This is a genomic window from Novosphingobium sp. ST904 (assembly GCF_001298105.1).
GTDB lineage: Bacteria > Pseudomonadota > Alphaproteobacteria > Sphingomonadales > Sphingomonadaceae > Novosphingobium.
The window spans coordinates 97,443-112,931 of record NZ_LGJH01000156.1 but is presented as its reverse complement, the minus strand read 5'-3'; the positions used below and the strand labels follow the sequence as shown (position 1 = coordinate 112,931).

Here is a 15,489-nt window from a genome sequence, read left to right as displayed (position 1 = left end):
TTAGACCCCTTGCGCAGAATTAAAACCCAGTTTTCGGCCCCTGACGGCCGAATATTTCATTCGCCGTCCAGTTTGCGACCGAGCTTCACGAAAAGCCAGATGAACGGCGGCACCATGATCGTGGAAAGCAGCAGCTTGGAGATGATCTGGCCCTCCATGATGCCCCAGAGCGGCAGCACACCGGCAAACGAGATCGTGATGAAGATCAGCGTGTCCACCACTTGCGAAAGCAGGCTGGCGATCCATGCGCGCAGCAGCAGCATTCCGCCCTCGCGCCCGGCGGCAAGCCGTGAGAACACGGTGACGTTGAGCGTCTGCGACACGCCGTAGGAGACAAGGCCGGCGAACTGCATCCGCGCGCCCTGACCGAGGAGGCGGGCGAAGGCCTCCTGATCCTGCCAGAACGGCGCCGGCGGCACGGCGTGGATCACCAGTGTCAGCAGGCTCATCGAAACGATGAGCGGGATGAAGCCGAAGCGCACCAGCCGGTTGGCCACGGCGGTTCCGTGCAGCTCGGCCACCGCGCTCGAAAGGACGACGAGCAGCAGGAAAGCGAAGATTCCCGACTCGACGGCAAGATTGCCGACGACGGGCCACTCGCCCAGCGAGGCGATCTTGATGCCCAGCACGCCCGCCAGCACGACCAGCCCGCCATAGAGCGTCGAGAACACGAACATCGAGCGGGGAATGGCGACGGCGCGGGATTGCGCGCTTGCAGGGGCTTGCGGTTCCATGACGATGCTCTAACGGGCGCGAAACAATTGCACTAGCCGTCACGAATGCGCGCCTCTAGGTTTGCGCACAGATTCAGCACGTTTTTCGGAGAAATGGGGACGATGCACGTCGCCTACAGCCTGCTCGGCATCGTCCTCATCATGGCTGCCGCCTTTCTTCTGTCCACCAATCGCCGCGCGATCCGCCTGCGCGTGGTGGGAGCGGCATTCGCGCTGCAGGCCGGTCTGGCTGCGCTCGTGCTCTATGTGCCTTTCGGAAAAGACCTGCTCGGCGGGGCCGCTTCGGGCGTCGAAAGCCTGCTCGGCTATGCCCATGCCGGTGTCGATTTCCTGTTCGGCCCCCTCGCCAGCCCGGAAATCGGCGGACACAGCTTCGCGATCTCGGCCCTGCCGGTCATCATCTTCTTCGCCTCGCTGATCTCGATCCTCTATTACCTGAAGATCATGCCGCTGGTGGTCCGCTGGATCGGCGGCGGGCTTGAAAAGCTCACGGGGATCAGCAAGGTCGAAAGCCTTTGCGCCGCCTCGAACATTTTCGTCGGCCAGAGCGAGGCCCCGCTGGTGATCCGCCCCTACCTCGCCTCGCTCAACCCCTCGCAGCTGTTCTGCGTGATGAGCGTGGGCCTTGCCGGCGTGGCAGGCACGATCCTGGCCGCCTATGCCTCGATGGGCATCCGCATCGACTATCTCGTCGCCGCTGCCTTCATGTCGGCGCCGGGGGGCATCTTCATGGCCAAGATGATCATGCCCGACCCGCGCCCCGCCCCGGTCGACCCCGCGTCCGGCGAAGTTGAAGTCCATGAGGGCACGCTGCCGCCCGCCGGCGCCGCCGCCGCCGCGCTCAACCGCGCCGACGTGACTCACCTGCCGGGCGTCCACGTCGACGAACCCGAAGCGGTCGAGCACGACGAGGAAAAGCCCGCCAACATCATCATGGCCGCCTCGCAGGGCGCGCAGACCGGCGTGAAGCTGGCCGTGGCCGTCGGCGCCATGGTGCTGGCCTTCGTCGCCCTGATCGCGCTCGCCAACGGCATCGTCGGCTGGATCGGCGCGCTGTTCGGTTTCTCCGGCGTGACCTTCCAGGGCCTGCTGGGCTACCTCTTCGCGCCGATCTTCTACCTGCTCGCCACGCCCGACTGGCATGAGGCGATGCAGGCCGGCAGCCTGTTCGGCAGCAAGATCGTCCTCAACGAATTCGTCGCCTTCATCGACCTCGGACAGATGTCGGCGCTCAGCCCGCGCACCGTGGCCGTCGTCACTTTCGCGCTCTGCGGCTTCGCCAACTTCTCCTCGATCGCCATCCAGATGGCGGTAACCGGCGGACTCGCCCCCAACCAGCGCCCGATCATCGCCCGCCTCGGCGTGCGCGCGCTCTGCGCGGGCAGCCTGTCAAACCTGATGAGCGCCGCGCTGGCCGGCCTGTTCCTCGGGCTGGGCTGATCTACTTCCCGAGCCCCGGCTGCACGTCCCGTCCTTCCCAGGCGGCGTAGCGCGCGGCCAGGGGGTCGGCTTCGATCCGGTCGGCCAGATCGTAGACCCGCAGTTTCCGGCTCGCGCGGTCATAGCGCGGCCAGATGTCGCCCGGATCGCCATGGCGCACGAAATGGGCGACATGCGCGCGCATCCGGCGGCCCAGTTCCGCCCGGCGCCCGGCATCCGGCCCGCCGCGGGCAAGCGCCATCTTGAAGCCCTTGAACGGCCAGAACACCGTCAGGTCCAGTCCGTGCGTGGCCCCGGCAATCGGGTGCGCATAGTCGAAACGATAGAACCAGGTCGGCTGGGCGGCGGAATGGCGCTCGGCGAAATGCCGCGTCGGCATGATGAAAGTCAGGTCCGATCCCAGCGCGATCCGCCCCTTGCGGTTGCGCGGATAGGCCGCAAGCACGCGGGCGGCATGGGCCTCGCCCAGCTGCTCGCGCAGCAGGGCTTCGAGATCGGGCCACTTCGACGGCAGGATATTGCCGGGCATGAGGTCGAACAGGCGAATCTCGTCCCGCGCAGCACCCGCAAGCAGCGGCACCGGCGCGGTGGGGGCCGACAGGGTTTCCTCGAAGGAGGCCGGCAGCACGTCGCCGTCGTACCAGGGCGCCGCCGGAATGGCGTTGCTGAGTTGCCCGCTCACGGTAGCCTGCGCGCCGATCAGTTCCGCAAGGTCCATCGTCCGCAAACGTTCGAGGCTCGACTGGTCCAGCCCGAGAACTGCCGCGAAACGCTGCGCGTCGCGGATCGAACGCGCGCGATCGTGAATGAGGCTCACCGCACCGGATTGCATCACCGCGCCGTGGAACAGCCCCCTCGCCCGCGGTGAGACCATCAGCAGCGAGACCGACATCGACCCCGCCGATTGTCCGCAGATCGTAACCCGCCCCGGATCGCCGCCGAACGCCGTAATATTGTCCCGCACCCATTCGAGCGCCGCGATCTGGTCACGCAGGCCGGGGTTCGACGGAATGGCCGGAAGCCCGAGGGCATCGCCGAAGTTGACGAAACCGAGCACCCCTACGCGGTAATTGATGGTGACGACGACGATGTCACCCTCCTGCGCGAGCCGGGAGGCATCGTAGGCATTCGAGCCCCCCGCCATGAACGCTCCGCCGTGGATCCACACCATGACGGGCTTCGGCCCGGCCGCGCCGCCATCGGGACGGTAGACGTTGAGGTGGAGGCAATCCTCGCCGTAGTCCGGGCCTTCCAGCACATCGCGGCGCACCTTGCCGCCGTACTGCTGCGGGCATTGCCGCCCGAAGCGGTTGGCCGGATGGGCGCCGGACCAGGGCGCGACCACCTCTGGCACGCCGAAACGCTCCGCGCGGGCATAAGGTATGCCGAGAAATCGCGTGAATCCGGCTCCTTCGAGGCCGGAAACCCGCCCCGCGCGCGTCTGGACGATCGTTTCCGTCATCGCTTGCGTCCTCTCCCCCGTTTTGCCGCAGCCTAGCTCCCCGGCGGAGCAGCGCCAGCGCAATTGCAGCCATCCGGCAATCATCGCCCGGGTGTGGGCCCGCGAACCTTTCCCGCGCCGGTGAAATCCCTCCGGAAACGCCCGAGAATCCAATGCTTGCGCCAAAGTCGCAAAGCGGGCAGCATCAAGGGCCTGGGGTACATCATGGAGAGAAAGCCATGGACGACCTGAACCGCTCGACTACGAATTCGGGATTCGAGTTCAATCAACCGACGATAATCAGCCTGCTGTATCTCGCGTCCTGCGTTACCGGGATTACCGCCATCGTCGGCGTGGTGCTCGCCTACGTCTGGCGGGGAGAGCCCAAGGCGGACTGGGAACAGTCCCACTACCAGTACCTCATCAACACCTTCTGGCTGGGCCTGGCGGGAAGCATCCTGGGCATATTGCTGATGATCGTGCTGATCGGCGTGTTCGTGCTGGCGGCCGTTGGCATATTGGTGATCGTGCGCTGCGTGATGAGCCTGCTCAATGCCCAGAAGCATGCGCCGATGCCCAATCCCGGCAGCTGGCTGGTCTGAAGGCACGGGAATTCGGGATCGGGAGCGGAAGCGCCCGGTAACCGGATCATAAGAACATGGCGTCAGACCACAGTTCCAGGGAATCGGATGGCCGGGGGGCCTTGCCTGTGAATACGCTCAGAATACGCGCCCATCAGCGCTATGCCGTGCGCCGGAGGGCATCGATCCTGCGCGACGGAAATCTTGTCGGCACCGGGCTGCTGGTGGAAGTGTCGCAGCAGGGCTGCCGGCTAGGCTGCGTCATGCCCGTCGATCTCGTTCCTGCCGACATCGCCAATGGCGACCTGCTGGTCGTGGCAGCGGATGGGGCCGAGCCGCTCGACGCCTGCGTGCGCTGGACCGGCAACGGCACGCTCGGCTTCCGGCTCCTGCAAGCACTCCACCACCACGAGCTGGACTTGCTGATCCGCACTTGCCGGGGCGAATTCGACACGCCAGAGGCACGCGACTACGGAACCTGAGGACAGCTCTCCATAATGCCAAGATCATATCGTCGGCGGGGCCGCTGGAGCCTGACGCCGATCGGCTTCGTGCTCCCGCTCGCGGCTCTCGCGGGTCTCTACTACTGGCACGGCCATCGTTCGGCAGCCCCCGGCCTTGGCGAGACGCCCTTCTCCACCGCTGCCGATACCGAAACGGGGCAGTTCGCGCGCTGCTCGGGGCCCGTTCGCCGGACCTGCGTGGTCGACGGGGACACCTTCTGGTACGAAGGCGAGAAGATCCGCATCGCCGACATCAATACGCCGGAGACCAGCAAGCCGGAGTGCGCGGAGGAAGCCCGGCTTGGCGCCATAGCGACCAAACGCCTCACCGCACTGCTCAACGAAGGGCCGTTCTCGCTCCAGCCTGGCGGCGACGGTCGCGACAAGGATCGGTACGGCCGGGCCCTGCGCGTGGTGACGCGGCAGGGCCGCAGCCTGGGCGCCGCGCTGGTCGACGAGGGGCTCGCGGAACAGTGGCAGGGCTATCGCCGGGACTGGTGCTGACGCGGGTTCCACAAACCGATCCCGCATGAAAAAGGGCTCCCGGACACAGCGTCCGGGAGCCCTTTTTTCCGTTACCCTGGCAAAAGTCGCCGCGCGATTACTCGGCAGCCTCGGTCGCGCCGAACATGTCGGGCTCGGAACCGTCCTCGACCAGGACTTCGTCGTTGGCCTTCACGTTGCGGCGCGAATCGAAGTTCGACCACACATCGTTCCAGTTCCCGCGCGTCGCACCCTTCGAATACTCGGTCGAACGGGTCTCGAAGAAGTTCGCGTGTTCCACGCCGTTGAGCAGCGGCTGCAGCCACGGCAGGGGGTGATCCTCGATCAGGTAGATCGGGTTGAGGCCGAGCTGGCCCATGCGCCAGTCAGCGATGTAGCGGATGTACTTCTTGATGTCCTTGGCGGTCATGCCGGGAACAGGGCCCATCTCGAAGGCAAGGTCGATGAAGGCGTCTTCCAGGCGAACCGTGGTCTGGCACTGGTCGGCAATGTCGTCCTTCACGGCCTTGCTGAGGCAATCGCGCTCCTTCACGAAGGCGTGGAACAGGCGGGTGATGCCCTCGCAATGCAGCGATTCGTCACGCACGGACCACGAGACGATCTGCCCCATGCCCTTCATCTTGTTGAAGCGCGGGAAGTTCATCAGCATCGCGAAGCTCGCGAAAAGCTGAACGCCCTCGGTGAAGCCGCCGAACATGGCCAGCGTGCGCGCGATGTCCTCGTCATTGTCGACGCCGAACTTCTGGAGGTAGTCGTGCTTGGCCTTCAGTTCCTCGTATTCAAGGAACATGCCGTATTCGCTCTCGGGCATGCCGATGGTGTCGAGCAGGTGCGAATAGGCGGCGATGTGCACCGTCTCCATGTTGGAGAAGGCGGTGAGCATCATCTTGATCTCGGTCGGCTTGAAGACCCGCGCATACTTCTCGTGGTAGCAGTCCTGCACTTCCACGTCGGCCTGGGTGAAGAAGCGGAAGATCTGTGTGAGCAGGTTGCGCTCATGCTCGGAGATGTTCTGCGCCCAGTCACGGCAGTCCTCGCCCAGCGGCACTTCCTCGGGCAGCCAGTGGATCTGCTGCTGCGTCTTCCAGAAGTCGTAGGCCCAGGGATATTCGAAGGGCTTGTAGGTCTTGCGGGCTTCGAGAAGGGACATGGGCGGACAACTCCGGGTGTTCGATTCAAATGGCGCGCCGGGCGATTCGCAGAGCCGAAGCGCGGCTCTCCGCGCCTTTCCCGACGCATGATCTCTGGGGCGCGGGGCAAGCCCCGGTGCCGACACCAGCCACGATACTCAAATTTGATCGTTTTTGGAGCGGGTTCGGTAAAACTTCCCACAGCTTAAACAGGCATATCTAGCGCCTTCGTCATTATGGGAACGCTAGGGCTTGTAGGCCACCCCTTTCGCGGCGAATCGTGGAACCGGGCCGGTTTGCCGGGTATTCTTCCTCTACCAAGGCCAGTTCAGGCCCCTTACGGAGGACTTGCGATGCCCCCTTCCCCTTCCCCTTTCGACCCTGTCCAGACCGCCTGGCCCACCGAATCGGGCATCGTGCGCAAAGGCATGACGGTGATCGACGCCGATGGCACCGTGCTCGGCACGGTCGACCATGTGGACGGCGAGGAAGTCATTCTCGAAGGCGAGGGTTCGTCCTTCGTCGCGACAACCCAGATCGACGGCGTAGACGGCGAGAGGATACTGCTCTCCCCACGCGGAGACGAAACTTTCGGCCTCGGCGCCCAGCCCTGAGCAAGCACGGATCGCCTCTTTTCCACGAAGCGTGGCGGCCATGGGACCAATGCCGGAACGAAGATCACGGACCTCCGTTTAGTCATCATCAAGTCCTGAACGACACTGGAGGAATCCCTATGTTCGAGAAACTTCGCGTCCGTGAACACATGGAAGTCACTGATTACAATGGCACCCATGTCGGTACTATCGATTCGGTGAAGGACGACCAGATCAAGCTTACGCGTTCGGACAGTTCCGATGGCGCGCACCATTTCATTGCTTTTGACAATGTCGATCGCATCGAAGACAATCGCGTATACCTGAAGCAAGGCACCCCGATTCCCATGGGCGCCGGCGCCAACTGACACCCCCTGCAGGGCCATCGCCCGCAAGCGATGACCCGTCAGGAACCGGCCCCAACAGTGGGCGATTCGCACAGGGATCGCCCCAATGCAGAACCCCGGCTCCTTTGCGGGAGGCCGGGGTTCTCGCATCTGGCGGATCCCCATTCGCTCAGGCGATGGGCTGGCGAGATATGATACACCAAGGCCAGTAAATCTTCCCAAGCCCCTGCCGGGCTGATAGCGCTGTTTCACAACGAGAAGACAGTACGGGGAAGGAAGCCGTGATCGCACGCCCATGCTCAGCCGCCTTGCGGCTATTCCTCGCGGCACTCGCGCCGCTCGTGGTCACCGCTTGCGACAAGCCCGCCCAGCCGATCGAACAGGCCATGGTCGCCGATCCCGACGAATGGCCCAGTTGGGGCCGCACCGGCACCGAAACGCACTATTCCCCGCTCGACGAGATAGACACCGGCAACGTCGGCAAACTCAAGCTCGCCTGGCATTTCGACCTTGAGCCCGGCTACACCGCCAGCACCCCGCTCATGGCGGAGGGCAAGGTCTTCCTCACCACCGGCCACTCGCATATCCGCGCGCTGGATGCCGTCACCGGACGGCAGATCTGGGAATATGACGGCGGCACCCGCGAACGCGCGACCTCGGCGCTCCAGATGTCGTGGGGCAACAAGGGCATCGCCTACGATGCCGGACACGTCTTCCTCGTCACTACCGACGGCTACGTGATATCGCTCGATGCGAAGACCGGCAGGGAAGCCTGGAAGACCTACGACTATCCGGACGCAGCCCCGCGCAATTCGAATGGCGCGCCCCGTGTCTTCGGCGGCAAGGTGATCGTCGGTTTCGGCGGAGCGGACATCAGCCCGGCGCGCGGCTTCGTCACCGCCTATGACGAAAAGACCGGCAAGCTCGCCTGGCGCTTCTATACCACCCCCGGCGATCCGGCCTCACCCGGCAACGAGAAAGCCGAGGCCATCATGCGCAAGACATGGCCCAGCGGCTGGACCAACCCCGACGGCACGCGCCGGGGCGGCGGCGGCACGGCATGGAACGCATTCAGCTACGATCCGGAACTCAATCTCGTCTATCTCGGCATCGGCAACGGATTCCCCTACAATCAGGCCAGGCGCAGCCCCGGCGGGGGCGACAACCTGTTCCTCTCCTCGATCGTCGCGGTGGACGTGAACACCGGTGCCTACAAGTGGCACTATCAGGTGTGCCCGGCCGAGCAGTGGGACTGTACCGCCACCACCGACATAACGCTCGCCACGCTCAAGATCGACGGCAAGGACCGCAAGGTCCTGATGCAGGCGCCCAAGAACGGGTTCTTCTATGTGATCGACCGGGCGACCGGCGCCTTCATCTCCGCGGAAAAGATCGCCAAGGTCACCTGGGCCGATCATATCGACGGCAAGACCGGTCGTCCGGTCGAGAATCCCGGAATTCGCTATGCCGGGAAACCGGGCCTGTTCGAAGTCTGGCCGGGGCCGACCGGCGCCCACTCGTGGATGCCGCAGGCCTACAGCCCGCTGACCGGCCTTGTCTACATCCCGGTCATCGAACAAGGCGCCCTCATCGGCGACGGCCAGAAGGGCGGCGGCGAGATCACGGCCGGAATGGGCGTCACGCTGATCCCCGAGGTCGAACTGCCCGGCAGCCACAGGAGCTTCCTCAAGGCCTGGAACCCGGTCACGCAGTCGGTCGCCTGGGAAGTCGAACTGCCCGGCAACTGGCCCGGCGGCGTCATGGCCAGCGCTGGCGGCCTGGTGTTCCAGGGCCAGATCGACGGCAAGTTCGTGGCTCGCGATGCGCAGACCGGCAAGGCTCTCTGGTCGTTCAAGACCGAAAGCCCGATCGTCGCGCTCCGATAACCTACCGGATGAACGGGCGCCAATATGTCACCGTCATCACCGGAAGCGGTGGTAACGGTGCCGGAATCAACTCGCCCGGCAACGCCGCCTTCCGCACCGACTACCGCCTGCCGCGCCGGGTACTGACTTTCGCGTTGGACGGAAAGGACACCATTCCCCCGTTCCAGCTTCCCGAACTCGCCGCCCCGGCCGACCCGGACTTCAAGCCCGATCTCGCCCGGGCCCAGGCCGCGCGATGCTCTTCGGAACCCGCGCCTGCCTCGTCTGCCACGGCTGGAACGCGATCGGCGGCGGCGCCGCACCAGACCTGCGCTATTCGCCGATGATCACCGACGCCGACACGTTCCGGCAGGTGGTGAAGGGCGGCGCACTGAAAATGAACGGCATGCCGCCCTTCCCCGACTTTACTGACGAGGAACTGGAAACCCTGCGCTTCTACCTCCGCGCCCGGGCACAAGCCGCCCCGGCCGAGCAGAAGGCGCTCCTGGACAAAGCCAGGGCCGCGCAGGCCAGCAACGCCAAACCGCAGGACTTCGTGGGTAAATGGAACATCGTGATCCAGACCCCGGTCGGTCCCCAGAAGGCCGTGATGAACCTCCAGGTTACCGGCAACGTGGTGACCGGAAAGGTGACCGCAGAACAAGGCACGGTGGACGTCGCGGGCGGCGTGAAGAATGGCCGTGCGAAATTCCAGGGCAAGGCCTCAATGCCGATGCCCATCACCATTAGCTACGACATCACCGTTCGCGGCGGCAAGATGAGCGGCGAGAATGCAAACGGCCCCTTCGGCAGCTTCCCGCTGACCGGCACTCGCCCCTGACCGCCCATTCGAAGCATAGCCGGCGTATCTTCGATTGGCTGAAGACTGATAGTGCAGAAACGCCAAAGGGACCGCCTTGCGACGGTCCCTTTGCATTCTCAATCGCTTGAGAAATGGTGCCCAGAAGAGGACTCGAACCTCCACGCCCTTGCGAGCGCCAGCACCTGAAGCTGGTGCGTCTACCAATTCCGCCATCTGGGCACGGAAGCGAGGGAGCCTTTGGTGCCGTCCTCGCCGGGTAGGAGGGCGCCTCTAAGGGGCTGCCGGAATGTTGTCAACGCTCCTCATCGAACTTTTTCAAATCGCGCGAAAAAAGGCGAAATCTCCGTCGGAGAGCTGCCGCCGGTTGCTCCGGAACCGGCCTTGTGCAATGGCGCAGGTCATGCGCGAAACCTGAGCGCAGGCGGCCTTTCCTTCATGCGCCTGCGCCCGCTGAAGGACCTGACCATGAGCCAAGCCACCGACCCCCTCTACGGCAAGATCGTCACGCTGCTGGGCGGCAGCGGCTTTCTCGGAAAGCATGTGGCCCAGGCCCTGCTCGCACGCGGCGCGCGTCTGCGCATCGCCAGCCGCAGCCCCAAGAAATCCTACGCCCTCAAGCTGCTCGGCAACCTTGGGCAGGTCCAGTTCGCGGGCGTGGACGTGACCAAGCCCGATTCGCTGGCCGCCGTGCTGGCCGGATCGGACGCCGTGGTGAACCTGGTGGGCGCGTTCAACGCAATCTCGACGCCGTGCAGGGTGAAGGCGCGGGCCGCATCGCCGCTGCCGCCAGCGCCGCCGGCGCCGCTGCGTTCGTCCACGTCTCGGCCATCGGCGCCGAAGCCTCGTCGAGCGTCGCCTATGCGCGGACCAAGGCAGAGGGCGAACGGGCCGTGCTTGCCGCCTTCCCGACCGCCACGATCCTGCGCCCCTCGGTCATGTTCGGCCCGGACGACAACTTCGTCATGATGTTCGGCAATCTCGTTTCGCGCCTGCCGGTGCTGCCGGTCTTCGCACCGCAGGCGAAGCTCCAGCCGGTCTTCGTGGACGACGTGGCCGAGGCGATCGCCGAAACCCTCTCCGCCCCGGAAACACACGGCGGCAAGACCTTCGAACTCGCCGGCCCGGAAGTGGTCTCGATGCTCGACCTCAACCAGCGCATCGCCAAGGCTGCCGAGCGTGATCGCACCTTCATCGAACTGCCCGACGGCATTTCCGGACTGATCGCCGCCCTGCCCGGCACCCCGATCAGCACCGACCAGCTCAAGCTGCTCCAGGCCGGCAATACCGCAAGCGGCACGTTGCCCGGCCTTGCCCAGCTCGGCATCACGCCGCGCCCGCTGGAGCTGTTCCTCGACCGCTGGATGGTGCCGTTCCGCAACCACGGCCGCTTCGGCACCAAGACCGCCGCAGCCTGATCGACCGGCGCAGGGAGCTTCCCGCTTCCTGCGCCGCCTCTATCCGTTCAGGCGTCCACTTCGGCGTAATGGCTGGGCGGCTGGATCACTTCCATGCGCTCGCTGAGCAGCGGCCGGAACGAAGGCCGCGACTTCATCACCAGATACCAGCCCCGCGCCTGCTCGTGGCTCGACCAGTCGAGACCGCCGAGGTAATCGGCCACCGAGATCTGCGCCGCCGCGGCAAGATCCGCCAGTGTCATCGTTGCGCCCGCCAGCCAGGGACGGTTGTCGATCAGGTAATCGATATAGTCGAGATAGTCGTGAGCGAGCTTCATCGATTCGCGCAGCACCTTGGCATCGGGTGACTGGCGCAGGACGAGGCGCTTCTTCATCCGTTCATGCAGGAGCGGACCAGATACGTCGTGATAGAAGTTCTCGTCGAACATGGCGATCAGGCGGCGGATTTCCGCGCGCTGCACGGCAGTGCCGCTGATCTGCGGGTTGCGATCGACGGTTTCCTCGAAATATTCGCAGATGGCGCGGCTATCGACGATGACGGTGCCGCGTTCGGTTTCCTTGACCACGGGGGTGCGCCCTGCCGGGTTCATCTCGAACAGCCGGTCCTCACCCTCCCACGGGCGCGCGGTCTGGAGTTCGTAGGCGATGCCCTTTTCGGCCATGAGAAGCCGAACCTTGCGGCTGAAGGGGCAGAGCGGAAACTGGAAGATGTGCCACATGGCAATTTCGAATGCCAAACCTGCCTCCCAGCGTCCACCCGGAGCCAAATGGCCATGCCGCCACGGGGGGCGAAACGCGTGGATAAGTCCCGTTTTCGCCGCATCGCCGGCAATCATCGTCGCAGCGGACCGCCTGCGATTGACCGGTCTGCGGCAGCCCGCCAAACCCCGTGCATTCACCACCCACGGAGCCCAAGCATGTTCAGCCACATCTGCGTCGGCAGCAACGACCTCGTCGCCGCGAAGACCTTCTACGACGCGATCTTCGCCGCGATGGGCGCCACCCCGCTGATGGCCGACCCGGCAGCAGGCCGCCTCGCCTATACGCACAACGGCTCGAACTTCATGATCGTCACCCCGATCGACGGCAACGAGGCCACTTTCGCCAATGGCGGCACGGTTGGCTTCTCGATGGACAGCACCGCCGCGGTGGATGCCTGGCATGCAGCCGGGTGCGCGGCCGGCGGACAGAGCTGCGAGGATGCGCCGGGCCTGCGCGAATTCCCGTTCGGCAAGCTCTATCTCGCCTATCTGCGCGATCCGCAGAACAACAAGCTCTGCGCGATGCATCACGTCCAGGCCTGATCCCACCGCGCCTCACCGTGCTGCCGGTGGCAGCATGGCGAGGCGCCCTCAGAACATCTTCGACCCTGACGACAAAAAACTGGAGAGAGAACGATGATCCTAAAAAGCCTGCGCCTCGGCACCAACGACCTCGAGAAGGCCCGCGCCTTCTATGACGCCACTTTCGCCGCGCTCGGCGTGGAACCCTGCGCGATCTCGAACGAATATCCGATGGTGATGTGGGATCTCGACGGCCTGAAGTTCCTGCTCGGCCCGGCGCGTGACGGCGAGCCCGCCACCCATGCCAATGGCGGAACGATCATCTTCGGCGCGAACGACGAGGCCACCGTGCGCGCCTGGCATGCCGCCGGTCTCGCCAACGGCGGCACTTGCGAGGGCCAGCCCGAGGCCAAGCCGCAGGCGCGCGGCGCCTTCGGTGCCTATATGCGCGACCCGGACGGCCACAAGCTGGGCATCTACAGCGGGCTCACCATGGGCGGCTGAAACGCCGCGCCTATCCGCGCGACAGCAGGAACACCGCATGTTCGGCGCGGAAATTCGCGGCGGCGGCGCTGCACTGCTGGTCGCCGGAGAGGAACCAGGCGCCTTCCACCTTGATGCCGCGTTCCCGCAGCAGTTCGCGGAAATCGTCCACGGTAAGGTGGTGGATGTTGGGCGTCTCGTACCAGGCGACCGGCAGCAGGCGCGTCACCGGCATCCGCCCGCCCCACAGCAGCGACAGCCGCACGCGCCAGTGCGCGAAGTTGGGGAAGCTCACGAAGGCGCGGCGGCCGATGCGGAGAAGCTGCTCCAGCACCATGTCCGGGCGCATCGTCGTCTGCAGGGTCTGCGACAGGATCGCGTAGTCCACCGACTGGTCCGGGTAGAAGGCCAGGTCCTTGTCGGCATCGCCCTGGATCACCGACAGGCCCTTGGCGACGCAAAGGCCGACATTGGCGGGATCGAGCTCCATGCCGCGCGCGTCGCACCGCTTGTCTTCGCGAAGGGCCTGCATCAGCGTGCCGTCGCCGCAGCCCACGTCGAGCACCCGCGCGGCGGGATCGACATTGGCGGCGATCACCGCGAGATCGGGACGCAGGCCGTTCATTCGCCTGCCTCCATTATCGCCGCAAAGGCGGGGGAAAGCCGCTCCATCAGCCGGTCCGGGCGCGCCAGCGGCTTGAAGCCGAGCGCCGCATAGACCCCGTGGGCATCGGCCGTGGTAAGGCCGAAACGGCGAATGCCTGCATAGTCGGGATGCTCCACGAACCAGCTGGCAAGGCGCCGGCCGATCCCCTGCCCGCGCACGCCTTCATCCACCCACACGTCCGCCAGCCAGGCGAAACTGGCGCGGTCGGAAATGACGCGGGCGAAGCCGACCTGGGCACCGTCCTCGCGATAGGCGCCAAGGCAGTGCGAGCGCGATCTGCTTCTCGACTTGCGCGCGCTCGATGCCGGGGCACCAGTAGCTGGTGGCCAGCCAGCCGTGGATGCGGGCCACATCCAGCCGCGCGGGATCGTCTGACAGTTCGATGTGCGATGCCGTCACCGGCCTTCTCCCAGGAATCCCTCGACCACGCGATCGAGCGCGGGAACGTCGAGCAGGAAGCTGTCATGACCGTAAGGCGCGGACAGTTCGACGAAGCTCACCGGCAGGCCCGCCGCATTCAGCGCGTGGACGACGCCGCGCGAATCCGCGGTGGGGTAAAGCCAGTCGGTGTCGAAGCTGACGAGGCAGTAGCGCGCCTTGGACTGCGCGAAGGCATTGGCCAGCAAGCCGCCATGCTCCTCGGCCAGGTCGAAATAGTCCATGGCGCGGGTGATGTAGAGGTAGGAGTTCGCATCGAAGCGGTCCGTGAAGGCCAGGCCCTGATAGCGCAGGTAGGACTCGATCTGGAAATCGGCGTCGAACCCGAAGGTCTTCTCCTCGCGATTCTGGAGGCGGCGGCCGAACTTCTCGGTCAGGCCCGCTTCCGAGAGATAGGTGATGTGCGCGGCCATGCGCGCCACCGAGAGGCCCTTTTCCGGGCCTTTGCCGTGATCGTAATAGTCGCCCTCGCGCCACTCCGGGTCCGCCATGATCGACTGGCGGCCCACTTCGTGGAAAGCGATGTTCTGCGCCGAATGGCGCGCGGTGGAGGCGATCACCAGCGCCGCGCGGATCCGGTGCGGGGAAGTTCGAGGCGAGGCTGAGCGCCTGCATTCCGCCCATCGACCCGCCGACGACGGCATAGAGGCAATCGATCTCCAGCGCATCGAGCAGGGCGACGTGGCCGCGCACCATGTCGCGGATGGTGATGACCGGGAAGCGCATGCCCCACGGCTTGCCGTCCGGCGCGAGGCTGGCCGGGCCGGTGGAGCCCATGCAGGAGCCGATCACATTGGCGCAGATCACGAAGAACCGGTCCGTGTCGATCGGCTTGCCCGGTCCGACCATGCGCACCCACCATCCGGGCTTGCCGGTCTTGGGATGATCCGAGACCACGTGATGGTCGCCGGTCAGCGCATGGGTGATGAGAATCGCGTTGTCGCGCGCGGCATTGAGCGTGCCGTGCGTCTCATAGGCGATGCGGACGCCCGGCAGGCTCTGTCCGCCGTCGAGCGGGAGCGGCTGGGCCAGTTCGAGAACCCGACTGGAGTCGATGATGGGCGTGGTGGACATGATGAACTGTGCCAAGTGGGGGACCGCCCGCGCCCTGTCAATTACTCGCTCGGTTGCCGGCGCCGGTTTGAAAAGTGCGCGGCTGGGTATTTTCGTTACACCGCGCGAATCCCGCTCTGGCTGAGCCGGCCGCCGCCCCTGCGGCGCGGCACCGATCGCCCAAATCGC

17 protein-coding genes, 1 tRNA gene and 2 pseudogenes are annotated in these 15,489 nt (G+C 65.3%); 12 read left to right on the top strand and 8 right to left on the bottom strand.

All coding sequences use genetic code 11. From position 1 onward, the window contains the following. Window positions 1-56: 56 nt before the first annotated feature. Window positions 57-734, bottom strand: a complete 678-nt coding sequence (locus ADT71_RS19685; RefSeq protein ID WP_054439528.1) for a queuosine precursor transporter — start codon at window positions 732-734, stop codon at window positions 57-59. A gap of 102 nt (window positions 735-836) precedes the next feature. Here ADT71_RS19685 and ADT71_RS19680 point away from each other — a divergent pair, with 102 nt between their 5' ends. Further along, window positions 837-2,174, top strand: coding sequence for a NupC/NupG family nucleoside CNT transporter (locus ADT71_RS19680; RefSeq protein WP_054439526.1), 1,338 nt, complete (start codon window positions 837-839; stop codon window positions 2,172-2,174). A gap of 1 nt (window position 2,175) precedes the next feature. Here ADT71_RS19680 and ADT71_RS19675 read toward each other — a convergent pair whose 3' ends face one another. Beyond that, window positions 2,176-3,636, bottom strand: coding sequence for a carboxylesterase/lipase family protein (locus tag ADT71_RS19675; protein ID WP_054439524.1), 1,461 nt, complete (start codon window positions 3,634-3,636; stop codon window positions 2,176-2,178). A gap of 218 nt (window positions 3,637-3,854) precedes the next feature. On the opposite strand from ADT71_RS19675, the gene ADT71_RS19670 reads away from it, so the two are divergent. From ADT71_RS19670 to ADT71_RS19660, 3 genes are all read left to right on the top strand, one after another. Further along, window positions 3,855-4,217 (top strand): hypothetical protein, encoded by a 363-nt coding sequence (locus tag ADT71_RS19670; RefSeq protein WP_054439523.1) that lies wholly within the window; start codon window positions 3,855-3,857, stop codon window positions 4,215-4,217. A 107-nt stretch (window positions 4,218-4,324) separates the two neighbouring features. Beyond that, window positions 4,325-4,678: a PilZ domain-containing protein gene (locus tag ADT71_RS19665; RefSeq protein ID WP_054439521.1), complete on the top strand. Its 354-nt coding sequence runs from the start codon at window positions 4,325-4,327 to the stop codon at window positions 4,676-4,678. Between the two features lie 15 nt (window positions 4,679-4,693). After that, a complete protein-coding gene (locus ADT71_RS19660; protein ID WP_054439518.1) occupies window positions 4,694-5,203 on the top strand; it encodes a thermonuclease family protein in 510 nt (169 codons plus the stop codon). 97 nt (window positions 5,204-5,300) lie between these two features. Here the strand turns inward: ADT71_RS19660 and ADT71_RS19655 are convergent, their stop codons facing one another. After that, complete coding sequence (locus ADT71_RS19655) at window positions 5,301-6,353, bottom strand: ribonucleotide-diphosphate reductase subunit beta (protein WP_054439516.1); 1,053 nt, start codon at window positions 6,351-6,353, stop codon at window positions 5,301-5,303. Between the two features lie 333 nt (window positions 6,354-6,686). Here ADT71_RS19655 and ADT71_RS19650 point away from each other — a divergent pair, with 333 nt between their 5' ends. The 5 genes from ADT71_RS19650 to ADT71_RS34140 all read left to right on the top strand — a co-directional run bounded on the left by ADT71_RS19650 (window position 6,687) and on the right by ADT71_RS34140 (window position 9,979). After that, window positions 6,687-6,947, top strand: a complete 261-nt coding sequence (locus ADT71_RS19650; protein WP_054439514.1) for a DUF2171 domain-containing protein — start codon at window positions 6,687-6,689, stop codon at window positions 6,945-6,947. A 119-nt stretch (window positions 6,948-7,066) separates the two neighbouring features. Beyond that, window positions 7,067-7,294 (top strand): DUF2171 domain-containing protein, encoded by a 228-nt coding sequence (locus tag ADT71_RS19645; RefSeq protein ID WP_054439513.1) that lies wholly within the window; start codon window positions 7,067-7,069, stop codon window positions 7,292-7,294. A gap of 260 nt (window positions 7,295-7,554) precedes the next feature. Beyond that, window positions 7,555-9,159: a PQQ-binding-like beta-propeller repeat protein gene (locus ADT71_RS34150; RefSeq protein WP_231636052.1), complete on the top strand. Its 1,605-nt coding sequence runs from the start codon at window positions 7,555-7,557 to the stop codon at window positions 9,157-9,159. 8 nt (window positions 9,160-9,167) lie between these two features. Continuing rightward, entirely contained in the window at window positions 9,168-9,485 is a 318-nt protein-coding gene (locus tag ADT71_RS34145) for a hypothetical protein (protein ID WP_231636051.1), read from the top strand. After that, complete coding sequence (locus ADT71_RS34140) at window positions 9,395-9,979, top strand: c-type cytochrome (RefSeq protein ID WP_231636050.1); 585 nt, start codon at window positions 9,395-9,397, stop codon at window positions 9,977-9,979. The genes ADT71_RS34145 and ADT71_RS34140 overlap by 91 nt, the downstream gene beginning before the upstream one ends. Window positions 9,980-10,093: 114 nt before the next feature. Here the strand turns inward: ADT71_RS34140 and ADT71_RS19635 are convergent. Next, a tRNA-Leu gene (locus ADT71_RS19635) sits at window positions 10,094-10,180 on the bottom strand. Window positions 10,181-10,426: 246 nt separating this feature from the next. On the opposite strand from ADT71_RS19635, the pseudogene ADT71_RS19630 reads away from it, so the two are divergent. Then, window positions 10,427-11,376: pseudogene (locus ADT71_RS19630) on the top strand (complex I NDUFA9 subunit family protein). A gap of 47 nt (window positions 11,377-11,423) precedes the next feature. On the opposite strand, the gene ADT71_RS19625 reads toward ADT71_RS19630, so the two are convergent. Continuing rightward, a complete protein-coding gene (locus tag ADT71_RS19625; RefSeq protein WP_054439511.1) occupies window positions 11,424-12,095 on the bottom strand; it encodes a glutathione S-transferase family protein in 672 nt (223 codons plus the stop codon). 198 nt (window positions 12,096-12,293) lie between these two features. Between ADT71_RS19625 and ADT71_RS19620 the strand changes: the two genes are divergently transcribed. Both ADT71_RS19620 and ADT71_RS19615 read left to right on the top strand, forming a co-directional pair. Next, window positions 12,294-12,680 (top strand): VOC family protein, encoded by a 387-nt coding sequence (locus ADT71_RS19620; RefSeq protein ID WP_054439509.1) that lies wholly within the window; start codon window positions 12,294-12,296, stop codon window positions 12,678-12,680. Window positions 12,681-12,773: 93 nt separating this feature from the next. Continuing rightward, on the top strand, window positions 12,774-13,163 hold the full coding sequence (locus ADT71_RS19615) for a VOC family protein (protein WP_054439508.1): 390 nt from the start codon (window positions 12,774-12,776) through the stop codon (window positions 13,161-13,163). 10 nt (window positions 13,164-13,173) lie between these two features. On the opposite strand, the gene metW is transcribed toward ADT71_RS19615, so the two are convergent. The 3 genes and pseudogenes from metW to ADT71_RS19600 all read right to left on the bottom strand — a co-directional run bounded on the left by metW (window position 13,174) and on the right by ADT71_RS19600 (window position 15,321). Then, window positions 13,174-13,767, bottom strand: coding sequence for a methionine biosynthesis protein MetW (gene metW / locus ADT71_RS19610; protein WP_054439507.1), 594 nt, complete (start codon window positions 13,765-13,767; stop codon window positions 13,174-13,176). Next, window positions 13,764-14,162, bottom strand: coding sequence for a GNAT family N-acetyltransferase (locus ADT71_RS19605; RefSeq protein WP_369818311.1), 399 nt, complete (start codon window positions 14,160-14,162; stop codon window positions 13,764-13,766). Before ADT71_RS19605 ends, metW begins: the two co-directional genes overlap by 4 nt. Window positions 14,163-14,204: 42 nt before the next feature. Beyond that, window positions 14,205-15,321 (bottom strand): annotated as a pseudogene (locus ADT71_RS19600) (homoserine O-acetyltransferase). Between the last annotated feature and the right edge of the window lie 168 nt (window positions 15,322-15,489).

Bases quoted from the DNA above. Each gene is read 5' to 3' on its own strand.
- ADT71_RS19685 (WP_054439528.1), bottom strand. From the start codon at position 734: ATGGAACCGCAAGCCCCTGCAAGCGCGCAATCCCGCGCCGTCGCCATT.
- ADT71_RS19680 (WP_054439526.1), top strand. From the start codon at position 837: ATGCACGTCGCCTACAGCCTGCTCGGCATCGTCCTCATCATGGCTGCC.
- ADT71_RS19675 (WP_054439524.1), bottom strand. From the start codon at position 3,636: ATGACGGAAACGATCGTCCAGACGCGCGCGGGGCGGGTTTCCGGCCTC.
- ADT71_RS19670 (WP_054439523.1), top strand. From the start codon at position 3,855: ATGGACGACCTGAACCGCTCGACTACGAATTCGGGATTCGAGTTCAAT.
- ADT71_RS19660 (WP_054439518.1), top strand. From the start codon at position 4,694: ATGCCAAGATCATATCGTCGGCGGGGCCGCTGGAGCCTGACGCCGATC.
- ADT71_RS19655 (WP_054439516.1), bottom strand. From the start codon at position 6,353: ATGTCCCTTCTCGAAGCCCGCAAGACCTACAAGCCCTTCGAATATCCC.
- ADT71_RS19650 (WP_054439514.1), top strand. From the start codon at position 6,687: ATGCCCCCTTCCCCTTCCCCTTTCGACCCTGTCCAGACCGCCTGGCCC.
- ADT71_RS19645 (WP_054439513.1), top strand. From the start codon at position 7,067: ATGTTCGAGAAACTTCGCGTCCGTGAACACATGGAAGTCACTGATTAC.
- ADT71_RS34145 (WP_231636051.1), top strand. From the start codon at position 9,168: ATGAACGGGCGCCAATATGTCACCGTCATCACCGGAAGCGGTGGTAAC.
- ADT71_RS34140 (WP_231636050.1), top strand. From the start codon at position 9,395: ATGCTCTTCGGAACCCGCGCCTGCCTCGTCTGCCACGGCTGGAACGCG.
- ADT71_RS19625 (WP_054439511.1), bottom strand. From the start codon at position 12,095: ATGTGGCACATCTTCCAGTTTCCGCTCTGCCCCTTCAGCCGCAAGGTT.
- ADT71_RS19620 (WP_054439509.1), top strand. From the start codon at position 12,294: ATGTTCAGCCACATCTGCGTCGGCAGCAACGACCTCGTCGCCGCGAAG.
- ADT71_RS19615 (WP_054439508.1), top strand. From the start codon at position 12,774: ATGATCCTAAAAAGCCTGCGCCTCGGCACCAACGACCTCGAGAAGGCC.
- metW (WP_054439507.1), bottom strand. From the start codon at position 13,767: ATGAACGGCCTGCGTCCCGATCTCGCGGTGATCGCCGCCAATGTCGAT.
- ADT71_RS19605 (WP_369818311.1), bottom strand. From the start codon at position 14,162: ATGTGGCCCGCATCCACGGCTGGCTGGCCACCAGCTACTGGTGCCCCG.